13 protein-coding genes are annotated in these 15742 nt (G+C 61.0%); 11 read left to right on the forward strand and 2 right to left on the reverse strand.

The window, feature by feature from the left end:
* Positions 1-271 precede the first annotated feature (271 nt).
* The gene (locus CAF92_RS21030; RefSeq protein ID WP_075046702.1) at positions 272-532 is read right to left on the reverse strand and encodes a hypothetical protein; all 261 of its coding nucleotides are present in this window, start codon (positions 530-532) and stop codon (positions 272-274) included.
* Positions 533-573: 41 nt separating this feature from the next.
* Here CAF92_RS21030 and CAF92_RS21035 point away from each other — a divergent pair, with 41 nt between their 5' ends.
* From CAF92_RS21035 to CAF92_RS21065, 7 genes are all read left to right on the forward strand, one after another.
* Complete coding sequence (locus tag CAF92_RS21035; RefSeq protein WP_046613615.1) at positions 574-1932, forward strand: glutamine synthetase family protein; 1359 nt, start codon at positions 574-576, stop codon at positions 1930-1932.
* A 46-nt stretch (positions 1933-1978) separates the two neighbouring features.
* Positions 1979-3340 carry an aspartate aminotransferase family protein gene (locus CAF92_RS21040; protein WP_085601830.1) on the forward strand — a complete coding sequence of 454 codons (1362 nt, stop codon included), beginning with the start codon at positions 1979-1981 and terminating at the stop codon, positions 3338-3340.
* A gap of 170 nt (positions 3341-3510) precedes the next feature.
* On the forward strand, positions 3511-4608 hold the full coding sequence (locus CAF92_RS21045; protein ID WP_085601831.1) for a polyamine ABC transporter substrate-binding protein: 1098 nt from the start codon (positions 3511-3513) through the stop codon (positions 4606-4608).
* 158 nt (positions 4609-4766) lie between these two features.
* Positions 4767-5861 (forward strand): polyamine ABC transporter substrate-binding protein, encoded by a 1095-nt coding sequence (locus tag CAF92_RS21050; RefSeq protein ID WP_085601832.1) that lies wholly within the window; start codon positions 4767-4769, stop codon positions 5859-5861.
* A gap of 71 nt (positions 5862-5932) precedes the next feature.
* Complete coding sequence (potA, locus tag CAF92_RS21055; protein ID WP_046613612.1) at positions 5933-7075, forward strand: polyamine ABC transporter ATP-binding protein; 1143 nt, start codon at positions 5933-5935, stop codon at positions 7073-7075.
* A complete protein-coding gene (locus CAF92_RS21060; RefSeq protein WP_013974703.1) occupies positions 7072-7992 on the forward strand; it encodes an ABC transporter permease subunit in 921 nt (306 codons plus the stop codon). Before potA ends, CAF92_RS21060 begins: the two co-directional genes overlap by 4 nt.
* Positions 7989-8882: an ABC transporter permease subunit gene (locus CAF92_RS21065; protein WP_046613611.1), complete on the forward strand. Its 894-nt coding sequence runs from the start codon at positions 7989-7991 to the stop codon at positions 8880-8882. The genes CAF92_RS21060 and CAF92_RS21065 overlap by 4 nt, the downstream gene beginning before the upstream one ends.
* 148 nt (positions 8883-9030) lie before the next feature.
* Here the strand turns inward: CAF92_RS21065 and CAF92_RS21070 are convergent, their stop codons facing one another.
* On the reverse strand, positions 9031-9486 hold the full coding sequence (locus CAF92_RS21070; protein ID WP_085601833.1) for a transposase: 456 nt from the start codon (positions 9484-9486) through the stop codon (positions 9031-9033).
* 464 nt (positions 9487-9950) lie between these two features.
* Here CAF92_RS21070 and CAF92_RS21075 point away from each other — a divergent pair, with 464 nt between their 5' ends.
* From CAF92_RS21075 to CAF92_RS21090, 4 genes are all read left to right on the forward strand, one after another.
* Complete coding sequence (locus CAF92_RS21075) at positions 9951-10172, forward strand: DUF3077 domain-containing protein (protein WP_046613610.1); 222 nt, start codon at positions 9951-9953, stop codon at positions 10170-10172.
* 215 nt (positions 10173-10387) lie between these two features.
* Positions 10388-11476 carry an efflux RND transporter periplasmic adaptor subunit gene (locus CAF92_RS21080; RefSeq protein ID WP_046613609.1) on the forward strand — a complete coding sequence of 363 codons (1089 nt, stop codon included), beginning with the start codon at positions 10388-10390 and terminating at the stop codon, positions 11474-11476.
* Positions 11473-12540, forward strand: a complete 1068-nt coding sequence (locus tag CAF92_RS21085; RefSeq protein ID WP_046613608.1) for an efflux RND transporter periplasmic adaptor subunit — start codon at positions 11473-11475, stop codon at positions 12538-12540. The genes CAF92_RS21080 and CAF92_RS21085 overlap by 4 nt, the downstream gene beginning before the upstream one ends.
* A complete protein-coding gene (locus CAF92_RS21090) occupies positions 12537-15602 on the forward strand; it encodes an efflux RND transporter permease subunit (protein WP_085601834.1) in 3066 nt (1021 codons plus the stop codon). The genes CAF92_RS21085 and CAF92_RS21090 overlap by 4 nt, the downstream gene beginning before the upstream one ends.
* Positions 15603-15742: the final 140 nt, after the last annotated feature.

A 15742-nucleotide genomic window follows, 5' to 3' on the forward strand; every position in this document is an offset into this window, starting at 1 on the left:
ATGCAACACCTTTGTTGTTAAAAATATCAATCAAGGGGGGCTTGCAAGACCAGTCAATCGAAAAGACAAACTGATGTCAAGCCAACCCCATGATGCCCTGAAATGGCACATCGACGGCAGATTTGCTGCATCTCGGGGCAAGCCATTATCCGCTATTTCCCGCGCAAAGGGCTATCTCCGACCAACCGTGTTTTATTTTTTACGGAGGTGTTGTGTAAAAAAATGAACAAGGCTAAGCTCGGTCTCAACCCAGAACACAATAATACGAGGGTCACATGGTCCGCTTGCCGAGACCTGAAAGCACTGCCTGCGCGGTGCCATCGGGTACATCCGTCATTTTTGCAAGCTTCGTCGATGGCGTGGCCGCCCTGGCCGCAATAATTGACGTTTGGCGCTCCCGGACCTGCCCTCGTAGCGGCTTGCCGCCCTTCGTTTCGTCTTCCTGCCCTTCGAACTCATTACGGACGCACCTGTTTTCAGTGTATCCACTGTGGCTCTGCGCGGGGGTTTTTGCTTTAGCAATGTACTCCATCCAGAATCAGTGCGCGGACCACCTTACCTCCTGAGGTATTTATGAGTAACAACCTCGACCAGCTCACCGATTGGTTGAAAGAGCACAAGATCACCGAAGTCGAATGCATGATCAGTGACCTGACCGGCATCACGCGCGGCAAGATTTCGCCTACCAACAAGTTCATCGCCGAAAAAGGCATGCGCCTGCCCGAGAGCGTGCTGCTGCAGACCGTGACCGGCGACTATGTCGATGACGACATCTATTACGAACTGCTGGACCCGGCGGATATCGACATGATCTGCCGCCCCGACGAGAACGCCGTGTTCCTTGTGCCATGGGCCATCGAGCCGACCGCCCAAGTGATCCACGACACCTATGACAAGAAGGGCAACCCGGTCGAGCTGTCGCCGCGCAACGTGCTGAAGAAAGTCCTCAAGCTTTACGCCGACAAGGGCTGGCAGCCGATCGTCGCGCCGGAGATGGAGTTCTATCTGACCAAGCGCAGCGAAGACCCGGACTTCCCGTTGCAGCCCCCGGTAGGCCGTTCGGGCCGCCCGGAAACCGGCCGTCAGTCGTTCTCGATCGAAGCCGCCAACGAATTCGACCCGCTGTTCGAAGACGTCTACGACTGGTGCGAACTGCAGCAGCTGGACCTCGACACGCTGATCCATGAAGACGGCACGGCGCAGATGGAGATCAATTTCCGTCATGGCAACGCCCTGCACCTGGCCGACCAGATCCTGGTGTTCAAGCGCACCATGCGCGAGGCCGCGCTCAAGCACAATGTGGCCGCCACCTTCATGGCCAAGCCCATGACCGGCGAGCCAGGCAGTGCCATGCACCTGCACCAGAGCGTGGTCGACGTGACCACCGGCAAGAACATCTTCAGCAACGACGACGGCAGCATGAGCGAACTGTTCCTGCACCACATTGGTGGTTTGCAGAAGTTCATCCCCGAGGCGTTGCCGCTGTTCGCCCCCAACGTCAACTCGTTCCGCCGCTTCCTGCCCGACACCTCGGCACCGGTGAACGTGGAATGGGGCGAGGAAAACCGTACCGTCGGCCTGCGCGTGCCGGACGCCGGCCCGCAAAGCCGCCGGGTCGAGAACCGCCTGCCGGGCGCCGACGCCAACCCTTACCTGGCCATCGCCGCCAGCCTGCTGTGTGGCTACATCGGCATGGTCGAAGGCATCGATGCCAGCGCGCCGGTGCAGGGCCGTGGCTACGAACGCCGCAACCTGCGCCTGCCATTGACCATCGAAGATGCCCTGGAACGCATGGAAAACAGCCGTGCACTGGTGCAGTACCTGGGCAAGAAGTTCATTACCGGCTACGTCGCCACCAAGCGCGCCGAGCACGAGAACTTCAAGCGAGTCATCAGTTCCTGGGAGCGTGAGTTCCTGCTGTTTGCTGTCTGATCAACTTGGTGCCGCAGGACGCGGCTGTCGAACAACGGAGAAGCACATGAGCGTCAACAACCCGCAAACCCGTGAATGGCAAACCCTGAGCGGGGAGCACCACCTCGCGCCCTTCAGTGACTACAAGCAGCTGAAGGAGAAGGGGCCGCGCATCATCACCAAGGCCCAGGGTGTGCATTTGTGGGATAGCGAGGGGCACAAGATCCTCGACGGCATGGCTGGCCTGTGGTGCGTGGCAGTGGGTTATGGCCGTGAAGAACTGGTGCAGGCGGCAGAAAAGCAGATGCGCGAGCTGCCGTACTACAACCTGTTCTTCCAGACTGCCCACCCGCCTGCGCTGGAACTGGCCAAGGCAATCTCCGACGTGGCGCCGCAAGGCATGACCCATGTGTTCTTCACCGGCTCCGGCTCGGAAGGCAACGACACCGTGCTGCGCATGGTCCGCCATTACTGGGCGCTGAAAGGCAAGCCACAGAAGCAGACCATCATCGGCCGCATCAACGGCTACCACGGCTCCACCGTGGCTGGCGCCAGCCTGGGCGGCATGAGCGGCATGCACGAGCAGGGTGGCCTGCCGATCCCGGGCATCGTGCATATCCCGCAGCCTTACTGGTTCGGCGAAGGCGGCGACATGACCCCGGATGAGTTCGGGGTGTGGGCGGCCGAGCAGCTGGAGCAGAAAATCCTCGAAGTCGGCGAAGACAATGTCGCCGCCTTCATCGCCGAGCCGATCCAGGGCGCCGGCGGCGTGATCATCCCGCCGGAAACCTACTGGCCGAAGGTGAAGGAGATCCTCGCCAAGTACGACATCCTGTTCGTCGCCGACGAAGTGATCTGCGGGTTCGGCCGTACCGGCGAGTGGTTCGGCTCTGACTACTACGACCTCAAGCCCGACCTGATGACCATCGCCAAGGGTCTGACTTCCGGTTACATCCCCATGGGCGGTGTGATCGTGCGTGACACCGTGGCCCAGGTACTCAGCCAAGGCGGCGACTTCAATCACGGCTTCACCTATTCGGGCCACCCGGTAGCGGCCGCCGTAGGCCTGGAAAACCTGCGCATCCTGCGTGACGAGAAAATCGTCGAGAAGGCGCGCACAGAAGCGGCACCGTATTTGCAAAAGCGTTTGCGTGAACTGCAGGACCATCCTCTGGTGGGCGAAGTACGCGGTCTGGGCCTGCTCGGCGCTATCGAGCTGGTCAAGGACAAAGCCACCCGCAGCCGTTACGAAGGCAAGGACGTTGGCATGATCTGCCGCACCTTCTGCTTCGACAACGGCCTGATCATGCGCGCGGTGGGTGACACCATGATCATTGCGCCACCGCTGGTCATCAGCCATGCAGAGATCGACGAACTGGTGGAAAAGGCACGCAAATGCCTGGACCTGACGCTTGAAGCGATTCGTTGACAGTTTGCTAGGCTAGCGATGTGACATTAAGTCGTTACAAGGCCCTGCTTTCCTTGATACAGAGCCTTGTAACTTGCCAGACTAGCGACTGTTTCAGTCGCCGCGCGCTCTGCACCGTAGGTCCTGGCTGCTGAACAGATGGCTAAATAAAAAATTCTGGAGCATTACGCATGAATAAAATGGGCAAGACGTTGCTGGCCGCCGCCCTGATGGGTGCCATGGCTACCGCTGTTCAGGCTGAAGACAAGGTGTTGAACGTCTACAACTGGTCGGACTACATCGCTCCGGACACCATCGCCAAGTTCGAGAAGCAGTCGGGCATCAAGGTCAAGTACGACGTCTTCGACAGCAACGAAACCCTCGAAGCCAAGCTGCTGGCAGGCAAGTCGGGCTATGACATCGTCGTGCCTTCGAACAACTTCCTGGCCAAGCAGATAAAGGCTGGCGTGTACGAGGAACTGGACCGCTCCAAACTGTCGAACTGGAAGAACCTCGACCCTGACCTGCTCAAGGCCGTTGGCGATGCCAGCGACAAGGACAACAAGCACGCCTTCCCTTACATGTGGGGCTCGATCGGCATCGGCTACAACCCGGAGAAGGTCAAGGCCGCGCTGGGCGTGGACAAGATCGACTCGTGGGACGTGGTGTTCAAGCCTGAGAACATCGCCAAGCTCAAGAGCTGCGGCGTGAGCTTCCTGGATGCCCCGACCGAAATGCTGCCGGCTGCGCTGCACTACCTGGGCCTGCCGCCCAACAGCACCAAGAAGGAAGACCTGAAGGCCGCCGAGGACCTGTTCCTCAAGATCCGTCCTTCGATCACCTACTTCCACTCGTCCAAGTACATCGGCGACATGGCCAACGGCAACATCTGCGTAGCTGTCGGTTACTCGGGTGACCTGGAGCAGTCCAAGGCCCGAGCCCACGAAGCCGGCGACAAGGTAAAAGTGGACTACGTCATTCCGAAGGAAGGTGCCGGTACCTTCTACGACATGGTCGCCATCCCCAAGGATGCCGAGCATAAAGACGCTGCCTACCAGTTCATGAACTTCCTGATGCAGCCGGAAATCATGGCCGAGATCACCAACGCCGTGCGCTTCCCGAACGGCAACGCTGCCGCCACCCAGTTCGTGGACAAGGAAATCACCAGCGATCCGAGCATCTATCCGCCAGCGGAAGTGAAGAAGCAACTGTACGCGATCGCTGCGCCTGAAGCGTCTGCCCAGCGTGTGATCACCCGCAGCTGGACCAAGATCAAGTCGGGCAAATAAGCCCGATGCGGTACCTCTGGGCCGGGGAACCCCGGCCCAGAGCCAGTGAAAGGCAATTGATGATTGCGGCATCGAAGCTGCGAAGGTAAGTTGCGCGCCGGTTTTGCGTGTGCGGCAGCACTGTCGCTACCCAGGCACTGATTGTGAGGACCACCCACTTGTCCATTTCTGTATTCCGCAAGGCCTTGATGGCTGGAGCGGGCCTGACGCTGGCATGCAGCGTCCAAGCGGCGCCTACGGTGCACTTCTACAACTGGTCCGACTACGTCGGCCCGACCACACTCGCGGACTTCGAGAAAACCACGGGCATCAAACCCGTGCAAGACGTGTTCGACTCCAACGAAACCCTGGAAGGCAAGCTGCTGGCCGGCAACACCGGCTATGACGTGGTAGTGCCATCCAACCATTTCCTCGGCAAGCAGATCAAGGCGGGCGCGTTCCAGAAGCTCGACAAGAACCTGCTGCCCAACTATTCCAACCTGGACCCGGCGCTGATGAAGCGCCTGGAAAGGAACGACCCGGGCAACCAGTACGCCGTGCCTTACCTGTGGGGCACAAATGGCATCGGTTACAACGTCGACAAGGTGAAGGCCGCGCTGGGCGTGGACTCCATCGACTCCTGGGCAGTGCTGTTCGAGCCCGAGAACATGAAGAAGCTCGCCAAGTGCGGCGTGGCCTTCCTCGACTCGGCGGACGAGATGCTGCCGGCGGTGCTCAACTACATGGGGCTGGACCCCAACAGCACCAACGCCAAGGACTACCAGGCCGCCGAGAAAAAGCTGCTGGCGGTACGCCCGTACGTGACCTACTTCCACTCGTCCAAGTACATCACCGACCTGGCCAACGGCGACATCTGCGTCGCGGCAGGTTTCTCGGGTGATGTGTTCCAGGCCAAGGCGCGCGCCGAAGAAGCGAAGAAGGGCGTGAACCTGGCCTACGCAATTCCCAAGGAAGGCGGCAACCTCTGGTTCGATGTGCTGGCGATTCCCAAGGACGCCAAAAACGTCAAAGAGGCGCATGCCTTCATCAACTATTTGCTGAAGCCTGAGGTTATCGCCCAGGTCAGTGATTACGTCGGTTACGCCAACCCGAACCCCAAGGCTGGCGACCTGATGGACCAGGCCGTGAGGACTGACGCCGCGGTTTACCCACCGCAGGAAGTGCTGAACAAGATGTTCGTGAATTCAGAGTTGCCACCCAAGGTGCAACGGCTGATGACCCGTAGCTGGACCAAGGTCAAGTCGGGCAAGTAAAAATCCAGGCCCGTGGCGGCACCTGTAGAACAGGGCTCGCGGGCAAAAAAATCTTGTTGGGAGTTTCACTCATGGCAGTTGCCTCCGGTGCCTATAAAAAAGCCCTCGAGGGTGGCCAGCAACCCAAGCAGGTGCTGGTCAAGATCGACCGGGTCACGAAAAAGTTCGACGAAACGGTAGCCGTGGACGATGTGTCCCTGGAAATCCGCAAGGGCGAGATCTTCGCCCTGCTGGGTGGCTCCGGTTCCGGCAAGTCCACCTTGCTGCGCATGCTGGCCGGCTTCGAGCGCCCGACCGAAGGGCGGATCTTCCTCGATGGCGTCGACATCACCGACATGCCGCCCTACGAGCGGCCGATCAACATGATGTTCCAGTCCTACGCGCTGTTCCCGCACATGACCGTGGCGCAGAACATTGCCTTCGGCCTGCAGCAGGACAAGATGCCCAAGGCAGAGATCGAGGCCCGTGTGGCCGAGATGCTCAAGCTGGTGCACATGACACAGTATGCCAAGCGCAAGCCGCACCAGCTGTCCGGCGGTCAGCGCCAGCGCGTGGCCCTGGCCCGCTCGCTGGCCAAGCGCCCCAAGCTGCTGCTGCTCGACGAGCCGATGGGTGCGCTGGACAAGAAACTGCGTTCGCAGATGCAGCTGGAACTGGTGGAGATCATCGAACGCGTGGGCGTGACCTGCGTGATGGTGACCCACGACCAGGAAGAGGCCATGACCATGGCCCAGCGTATCGCCATCATGCATCTGGGCTGGATCGCCCAGATCGGCTCGCCGGTGGATATCTACGAGACGCCTACCAGCCGCCTGGTGTGCGAGTTCATCGGCAACGTCAACCTGTTCGAAGGTGAAGTGGTCGACGACGCCGAAGGCCACGCGATCATTGCCAGCCCGGAGCTGGAGCGCAAGATCTATGTCGGCCACGGCATCACCACTTCGGTAGAAGACAAGCACATCACCTACGCCCTGCGCCCGGAAAAGATGCTGGTCACCACCCAGCAACCGACCTGCGAGCACAACTGGTCGCGTGGCAAGGTTCACGACATTGCCTACCTGGGTGGGCACTCGGTGTTCTACGTCGAGTTGCCGAGCGGCAAGGTCGTCCAGTCGTTCGTCGCCAACGCAGAGCGCCAGGGCACGCGCCCGACCTGGGGCGATGAAGTGTACGTGTGGTGGGAAGACGACAGCGGCGTGGTACTGCGGTCATGAAACTGCGCAAGCTCAAGCGAGCCTTCCAGCGTATTACCCCGGAGGGGCGGCACCTGGTGATCGGCGTGCCGTTCATCTGGCTGTTCCTGTTCTTCATGCTGCCGTTCTTCATCGTGCTGAAGATCAGCTTCGCCGAAGCCGACGTGGCGATCCCGCCGTATACCGAGATCTACAGCTACGTCGAAGACAAGCTGCAGCTGGTGCTCAACCTGGCCAACTATGGCCTGTTGACCGAGGATGAGCTGTATATCTCGGCCTACCTGGGCTCGCTGAAGATGGCCTTCTTCAGCACCCTGCTGTGCCTGCTGATCGGCTACCCGATGGCCTATGCGATTGCCAACGCCAAGAAGGAAACCCAGACGGTCTTGCTGTTGCTGATCATGATGCCGACCTGGACCGCGATCCTGATCCGCGTCTATGCCTGGATGGGCATTCTCAGCAACAACGGCCTGCTCAACGGCTTCCTGCTGTGGACCGGGTTGATCGACCAGCCGCTGCAGATCCTCAACACCAACCTGGCGGTGTACATCGGTGTGGTCTATTCATACCTGCCGTTCATGATCCTGCCGCTGTTCGCCAACCTGGTGAAGCACGACCCGAGCCTGCTCGAGGCCGCTTCGGACCTGGGTTCGAGCACCTTCAACAGCTTCTGGAAGATCACCGTGCCGCTGTCGAAAAACGGCATCATCGCCGGCTGCATGCTGGTGTTCATCCCGGTGGTGGGTGAGTTCGTGATCCCTGAACTGCTCGGCGGCCCGGAAACCCTGATGATCGGCAAGGTGCTGTGGCAAGAGTTCTTCAACAACCGTGACTGGCCGGTGGCATCTGCCTTGGCGGTAGTGATGCTGGCGATCCTGATCGTGCCGATCCTGCTGTTCAACCGCAGCCAGGCCAAAGAGATGGAGGGCCGCGCATGAAACGCTTCAGTTTCTCCAAGCTGATGCTGGTGCTCGGCTTGCTGTTCATCTACCTGCCAATGCTGATTTTGGTGATCTACTCGTTCAACGCCTCCAAGCTGGTGACGGTATGGGGTGGCTGGTCGGTGAAGTGGTACGTCGGCCTGCTCGACAACACCCAGTTGATGGGTTCGGTGATGCGTTCGCTGGAAATCGCCTGCTACACGGCGGTGGCAGCCGTGGCGCTGGGTACCTTGGCGGCGTTCGTGCTGACCCGGGTTACCCGCTTCAAGGGCCGTACGCTGTTCGGTGGCCTGGTCACCGCGCCGCTGGTAATGCCCGAGGTGATCACCGGCCTGTCGCTGTTGCTGCTGTTCGTGGCCATGGCGCAGATGATTGGCTGGCCGCAGGAGCGCGGCATCGTCACCATCTGGATCGCCCATACCACGTTCTGTGCCGCGTATGTGGCAGTGGTGGTGTCGGCACGCCTGCGTGAGCTGGACTTGTCGATCGAGGAAGCGGCGATGGACCTGGGTGCCAAGCCGTGGAAGGTGTTCTTCCTGATCACCATCCCGATGATCGCGCCGTCGCTGGCGGCGGGCGGCATGATGTCGTTCGCCCTGTCGCTGGATGACCTGGTGCTGGCCAGCTTCGTGTCAGGCCCTGGTTCTACCACCTTGCCGATGGAAGTGTTCTCGGCAGTGCGCCTGGGCGTGAAGCCGGAGATCAACGCCGTGGCAAGCCTGATCCTGCTGTCGGTGTCGCTGGTGACCTTCTTCGTCTGGTACTTCAGCCGCCAGGCCGAAGAGCGTCGTCGCAAGGCGATTCAGCAGGCGATCGAAGAGGGCGCTGCGGCGAATGCTTCGCAGCCACAGGTCAAGCGCCCGGCGCAGGTGGCTGCGTCGGTCTGATCCGGCCCTTTCGCGGGCTTGCCCGCTCCCACAAGGACATCACAGCCTTCAGGCTTGTGGTGATCCCTGTGGGACAGGGGCACCAAAACCTTCGGCATGTGGGAATCCCTGTGGGAGCGGGCAAGCCCGCGAAGGCCCCAACGCCGACTCAAAGCCATACCGCATCCCAGTGTGGATAGTCCCTGACACTCCTGACCAATCCAGCCCTCAAGGGATTGGCAACAATGTACCGGGCTACATGCACCACACATTCTTCCCGTCGCAGCGCATGGTCATGGTAACCGGGTTGCCAGATCGGTTTGTGCCTGACACCTGCCTTGCGCAACGCAATGGCCGTGCGTGATTTGAACTTGCGCATCAACGTTCCCAATGCCACATCCTTCAGCTCGACCAGCCAATGCAGGTGGTCCGGCATCACTACCCAGGCCAAAGAATGGCAATCCTGAATGTCATTTGAAACCCGCAGATGTTTGACCACCAGGCGAGCATTGTCGAAGTCATGAAACAGTGGTTTTCGTTTGTGCGTGATGGTAGTCAGCAGGTAGAGCCTGCCTGGCTCGGAGTAGCGCCCACGACGCAGTCGGTGGGATTCGGCTAATGGCATTGTGATCTTCCTTGAAATTGAACCTCCTTTTGAAAGGTAGTGGCTGAAGCGGAGGCCACCGGGTGGCTGATGGTTTCTGAATATGGCAGAAGCTTATGCGTTGCTGTGCCGGCCTCTTCGCGGGCGCGCCCGCTCCCACAGGTACAGCACTGGCCTGGGGCTGGCGACATTCCTGTGGGAGCGGGCATGCCCGCGAAGAGGCCCTCGAGGCGTACGACTTTTCATCAACTCAAACCAAAGGCTTCAGTTGGATCGGCTTGGGAATTATCCTACGAGCCGTGTGGAAGCTGCTCTGTTGCTGGGGAAATGCCTCAGGGATAACGTACTTGGGACTGGGTGTGAGAACCCAACGATATAGTGCTTTCGTCATGGCAACCGTGCGCGGGCAGACTTACGTCTGGCTGCGTTCCTATATCCGCGGTTTCTCACCTCGCGTACGGTTGCCGCCCTGATCCGTGAGAAAGATGAAGGTGGCAACTCCTTGTCCAGATATAGGAGATATTCCCTTCAACCATGCCTTCTCCGAACTCTCCGTAATGCTCGGGTGCATCAATCACCTGACGACCGAAGCCGAGATGGAAAATGACCGGCTGGCCGGTAGTGCCGCGAGAATTCTCAGCGGCTTTGCCAAAGCACTGATCGATGACATCGAACTGGGGCTGAACAAGGCTTCAGTTCAGCTCTGACCTGTACCGGCCCTTTCGCGGGTAAACCCGCTCCCACAAGGGACTGTGCAGCCTTCAGGGCTTGCGCATGCCCTGTGGGAGCGGGTTTACCCGCGAAGAGGCTCGCGCAGGCGCCGAAAGTGCCAGCTTGGTCGCGGTCAGTGATGTTTATCGAACCCTGATCTACGCTAACAGTCGCATCCCACGAATCATTTGCGCGCAAGCAAGGAGCCTGCATGACGTTGATGCGTCCGCTGTTGGTCGTCTGCCTGGGGCTTGTGTCCCTACTGTCGGGCTGTAGTAAGGAAGAAACCACCGAAACACTGCCTCGCGTAGGCGTGCAACAGGTATCACCCACCGACTTCGCGGCCAGGGTCACCTTGACCGGCGATGTACAGGCGCGGGTGCAGACCGACCTGTCGTTCCGTGTGGGCGGCAAGATCATTTCGCGCAGTGTCGATGTCGGTGACCACGTAAAGGCCAACCAGGTGCTGGCGCGGCTGGACCCGAAAGACCTGCAGAACAATGTCGACTCGGCCAAGGCCGAGGTATTCGCCGCGCAGGCGCGGGTCACCCAGACCAGCGCGGCCTTCGTTCGCCAGCAGAAGCTGTTGCCCAAGGGCTACACCAGCCAGAGCGAATACGATTCCGCCGAAGCCGCGCTGCGTAGCAACCAGAGCGCGCTCAAGGCCGCACAGGCGCAATTGGCCAACGCCAACGAACAACTGAGCTATACCGCGCTGGTCTCCGAGGCCGATGGGGTCATCACCGAGCGCCAGGCCGAGGTCGGCCAGGTGGTGCAGGCGACCATGCCAATCTTCAGCCTCGCCACCGATGGCGACCGTGATGCTGTGTTCAATGTCTACGAATCGCTGCTGGTGGCTCCAGCCAGCGATGCCGGCGTGATCGTCAGCCTGCTGGACGACCCCAAGGTCCAGGCCCGTGGCTTCGTGCGCGAAATCACCCCAACAGTGTCTGCGCAAAGCGGCACGGTACAGGTCAAGGTCGGATTGCGGGATGTACCGCCAGGGATGCAACTGGGTGCACCGGTGACGGCCACCACCAATGCACAGGGGCGGCCAAGCATCGAGCTGCCATGGTCGGCACTGACCAAGGCCCTGCATGAACCCGCCGTCTGGGTAGTGGGCGAGGGTGACAAGGTAGAGCTGCGCAAGGTCGAGGTCAGCCGTTATCTCACCGGCAGGATCGTGGTCGCCAGTGGCCTGAAAGGCGGCGAAACCGTGGTGGTCAATGGCGGGCAGTTGCTGCACCCCGGCATGCAGGTGCAGAAGGTAGATGCCAGCGCCCAAGGGGGGGAGCTATGAATCGCCTGCTGATGATCCTGTCGGCCGGCGTGCTGCTGGCCGGTTGCAGTAGCGAGGACGAAGCACCAGAGCCGATTCGGCCGGTGCTGTCGGTCAAGGTCGAGCCCCAGGTGCAGTCGCAGTTGGGCCGTTTCGCCGGCAGTATCCAGGCGCGTTTCGAAAGCACCTTGGGCTTCCGGGTTTCCGGGCGTATTGCTCGGCGCTGGCTGGATGTGGGCGCTCAGGTGAAACCGGGTGACATCCTGGCCACCCTCGACCCGACCGACCAGCAGAACCAGTTGCGCGCCGCCGAAGGCGACCTGGCCAAGGTACAGGCGCAGTGGATCAACGCCCAGGCCGATGCCCGCCGCCAGCAACAGCTTTACGACCGTGGCGTAGGCGCCCAGGCCCAGCTGGATATCGCCCAGACCAACCTGAAAACCACCAGCGCGGCGTTGGAGCAGGCGCGCTCCGCGCTCAGCCAGGCGCGTGACCAGCTCGACTACAGTACCCTGCGCACCGACCACGCTGCGGTAATCACTGCCTGGCAGGCCGAAGCCGGGCAAACCGTCACCGCCGGCCAGGCCGTGGTAACCCTGGCCAGGCCGGATGTGAAGGAAGCAGTGATCGACCTGCCGATCGGCCTGGCCGAGCAGTTGAGCAAAGGCCTGACCTTCACCGTTGCTTCGCAGCTGGACCCGACCATCAACACCACCGCCAGCCTGCGGGAACTGGAACCCCAAGCCGACGCCACCACTCGCACCCGCCGCGCTCGCCTGACCCTGGCCAGCACCCCGGCGGCCTTCCACCTGGGCACCGCCATCAGCGTGACCCTGAGTTCGGAGGTATCGCCACGCAGCGAACTGCCTTTGAGTGCCTTGCTCGAGCGCGACGGCAAGACCCAGGTATGGGTGATCGATACGCAGCAGAAGACCGTGGCCACTCGTGACGTGGCCCTGATCGGCCGCACCGCCGACAGCATCGTCCTGACTTCGGGCGTACAGCCCGGCGAGCGGGTGGTGACAGCGGGCGTGAACAGCCTCAAGCCTGGCCAGAAGGTCACCTTCGACGAGGATGCGCAATGAAAGGAAGCTTCAACCTGTCCGACTGGGCACTCAAGCATCAATCGTTCGTCTGGTACCTGATGTTCGTTGGCCTGCTGATGGGGATCTTCTCCTACTTCAACCTGGGCCGTGAGGAAGACCCGTCCTTCACGATCAAGACCATGGTCATCCAGACCCGCTGGCCCGGCGCGACCCAGGACGAAACCCTGTACCAGGTCACCGACCGTATCGAGAAGAAGCTAGAGGAACTCGACTCCCTCGACTACACCAAAAGCTACACCCGCCCCGGCGAATCCACGGTCTACGTGTACCTGCGCGACACCACCAAGGCCAAGGACATCCCGGAAATCTGGTACCAGGTGCGCAAGAAGATCCAGGACATTCGCGGTGAATTCCCTGCGGGCATCCAGGGGCCAGGGTTCAACGATGAATTCGGCGATGTGTTCGGTTCGATCTACGCCTTCACCGCCGACGGCCTGACCCTGCGCCAGCTGCGCGACTACGTGGAACAGGCGCGGGCCGAAGTGCGCGATGTGCCCAATATCGGCAAGATCGAGCTGATCGGTACCCAGGACGAAGTGCTGTACCTGAACTTCTCCACCCGCAAGCTGGCAGCCTTGGGCATCGATCAGCGCCAGGTCATGCAGGCCCTGCAATCGCAAAACGCCGTGACCCCTGCCGGTGTGATCGAGGCCGGGCCGGAACGTATCTCGGTGCGCACCTCCGGGCAGTTCACCTCGGAAAAGGACCTGCAAACCGTCAACCTGAAGATCAACGACCGCTTCTTCCGCCTGGCCGATATCGCCGATATCGAGCGCGGCTACGTCGACCCTCCTTCGCCGATGTTCCGCTACAACGGCCAGACGGCGTTGGGCCTGGCCATCGGCATGAAGGCCGGCGGCAATATCCAGGTGTTCGGCGCGGCGCTGAAAAAGCGCATGGACAAGGTGATCGAAGACTTGCCGGTGGGCGTCGGGGTGCACACTGTTTCCGACCAGGCCGTGGTGGTCAAGCAAGCGGTGGGCGGCTTCACCAGTGCGCTGTTCGAGGCGGTGGTGATCGTGCTGGCGGTGAGCTTCGTCAGCCTCGGCGTGCGTGCCGGGCTGGTGGTGGCCTGTTCGATCCCGCTGGTGCTGGCCATGGTGTTCGTGTTCATGGAATACAGCGGTATCACCATGCAGCGGATTTCGCTGGGCGCGCTGATCATCGCCCTGGGCCTGCTGGTGGACGATGCGATGATCACCGTGGAGGTAATGGTCACCCGGCTGGAAATGGGCGAAAGCAAGGAGCAGGCGGCGACTTTTGCCTATACCTCCACAGCCTTCCCCATGCTCACCGGCACCTTGGTGACGGTGGCCGGTTTCGTGCCGATCGGCCTCAACGCCAGTTCGGCGGGTGAGTACACCTACACGCTGTTTGCGGTAATTGCCGTGGCACTGATGGTGTCGTGGGTTGTGGCGGTGTTTTTCGCCCCGGTGCTAGGTGTGCACATTCTCAGCAGCGCCAAGCTCAAGCCTCATGAGGCCGAGCCGGGCCGTGTCGGCCGGGCCTTCGAACATGGTTTGTTGTGGTGCATGCGCAACCGCTGGCTGACCATCATCGGCACCGTGGTGCTGTTCGCCCTGGCGATCTTCTGCGAGCGCTTCGTGCAGAACCAGTTTTTCCCGTCCTCGGACCGCCCGGAAATCCTCGTCGACCTCAACCTGCCGCAGAACGCCTCGATCGAGGAGACGCGCAAGGTGGTCGACCGCTTCGAGGCGCGGATCAAGGACGACCCGGACCTGGTGCACTGGAGTACCTACATCGGCCAGGGCGCGATCCGCTTCTACCTGCCCCTCGACCAGCAGTTGCAGAACCCGTACTACGCGCAGCTGGTGATCGTCAGCAAGGGCTTCGAGGAACGCCAGGCCATGATGGACCGCCTGCAGAAGATCCTGCATGAAGAGTTCGTTGGCGTCGGCACCAACGTGCAATCGCTGGAAATGGGCCCACCGGTGGGCCGGCCGATCCAGTATCGGGTCAGCGGCGCCAATATCGACGAGGTGCGCAAACATGCCATCGAGCTGGCCACCTTGCTCGACCAGAACGAGCACATTGGCGAGATGATCTACGACTGGAACGAGCCGGGGAAGGTGTTGCGCGTGGAAATCGCCCAGGACAAGGCGCGCCAGCTGGGCCTGTCGTCGGAGGATGTGGCCAATGTGATGAACAGCATCGTCAGTGGTGTGCAGATCACCCAGGTCAACGACAACATCTACCTGGTCGACGTGGTCGCCCGTGCCGAGGATAGCGAGCGTGGCTCGCCCGATACGCTGCAGAACCTGCAGATCCTGACACCCAACGGCACCTCGATCCCGCTGCTGGCGTTCGCCACCGTGCGCTACGAGCTGGAGCAGCCGCTGGTATGGCGCCGTGACCGCAAGCCGACCATCACCATCAAGGCCTCGGTCAACGGCGACATCCAGCCAACCGACCTGGTGGCCCAGTTGAAGCCGAAGATCGACGAGTTCGCCAGCAAGTTGCCGGTGGGCTTCGAAGTGGCCACCGGCGGTACGGTGGAGGAAAGCGCCAAGGCGCAGGGGCCGATCCGCAAGGTCATCCCGCTGATGCTGTTCCTGATGGCGACGTTCCTGATGATCCAGCTGCACAGCGTGCAGAAGCTGTTCCTGGTGGTCAGCGTGGCGCCGCTGGGGCTGATTGGCGTGATCATCGCGCTGGTGCCCACAGGTACGCCCATGGGCTTCGTGGCGATTCTCGGCATTCTCGCGCTGGCGGGCATCATCATTCGTAACTCGGTGATCCTGGTGACCCAGATCGACGAGTTCGAAGCCCAGGGCTTGTCGCCGTGGGATGCGGTGGTAGAGGCCACCAACCATCGGCGCCGGCCGATTCTGCTGACTGCGGCGGCGGCGAGCCTGGGCATGATCCCGATTGCCCGCGAGGTGTTCTGGGGGCCGATGGCCTACGCCATGATTGGCGGGATCATCGTGGCTACCCTGCTGACGCTGCTGTTCCTGCCGGCCCTGTATGTGGCCTGGTACAAGATCCGCGAGCCTGAACACAAGACCGAAACCCAGCACTGAACCCTGTGGGGAGCGGGCGTGCCCGCGAATGCGATGGTGAATTTACTGACGCATTCGCGGGCACGCCCGCTCCCACAGGGCCTTCTGTTGTCTTGAAAACAAGCTTTTATTTTCGGTTATATAAACATTCTTAAACAGTA

The sequence above is a fragment of the Pseudomonas sp. B10(2017) genome, from assembly GCF_002113295.1.
GTDB lineage: Bacteria > Pseudomonadota > Gammaproteobacteria > Pseudomonadales > Pseudomonadaceae > Aquipseudomonas > Aquipseudomonas pudica.

Coding starts and splice junctions, on each gene's coding strand:
- CAF92_RS21070 (WP_085601833.1), bottom strand. CDS start 9,486: ATGCCATTAGCCGAATCCCACCGACTGCGTCGTGGGCGCTACTCCGAG.
- CAF92_RS21040 (WP_085601830.1), top strand. CDS start 1,979: ATGAGCGTCAACAACCCGCAAACCCGTGAATGGCAAACCCTGAGCGGG.
- CAF92_RS21030 (WP_075046702.1), bottom strand. CDS start 532: ATGGAGTACATTGCTAAAGCAAAAACCCCCGCGCAGAGCCACAGTGGA.
- CAF92_RS21060 (WP_013974703.1), top strand. CDS start 7,072: ATGAAACTGCGCAAGCTCAAGCGAGCCTTCCAGCGTATTACCCCGGAG.
- CAF92_RS21085 (WP_046613608.1), top strand. CDS start 11,473: ATGAATCGCCTGCTGATGATCCTGTCGGCCGGCGTGCTGCTGGCCGGT.
- CAF92_RS21090 (WP_085601834.1), top strand. CDS start 12,537: ATGAAAGGAAGCTTCAACCTGTCCGACTGGGCACTCAAGCATCAATCG.
- CAF92_RS21035 (WP_046613615.1), top strand. CDS start 574: ATGAGTAACAACCTCGACCAGCTCACCGATTGGTTGAAAGAGCACAAG.
- potA (WP_046613612.1), top strand. CDS start 5,933: ATGGCAGTTGCCTCCGGTGCCTATAAAAAAGCCCTCGAGGGTGGCCAG.
- CAF92_RS21065 (WP_046613611.1), top strand. CDS start 7,989: ATGAAACGCTTCAGTTTCTCCAAGCTGATGCTGGTGCTCGGCTTGCTG.
- CAF92_RS21080 (WP_046613609.1), top strand. CDS start 10,388: ATGACGTTGATGCGTCCGCTGTTGGTCGTCTGCCTGGGGCTTGTGTCC.
- CAF92_RS21075 (WP_046613610.1), top strand. CDS start 9,951: ATGAAGGTGGCAACTCCTTGTCCAGATATAGGAGATATTCCCTTCAAC.
- CAF92_RS21045 (WP_085601831.1), top strand. CDS start 3,511: ATGAATAAAATGGGCAAGACGTTGCTGGCCGCCGCCCTGATGGGTGCC.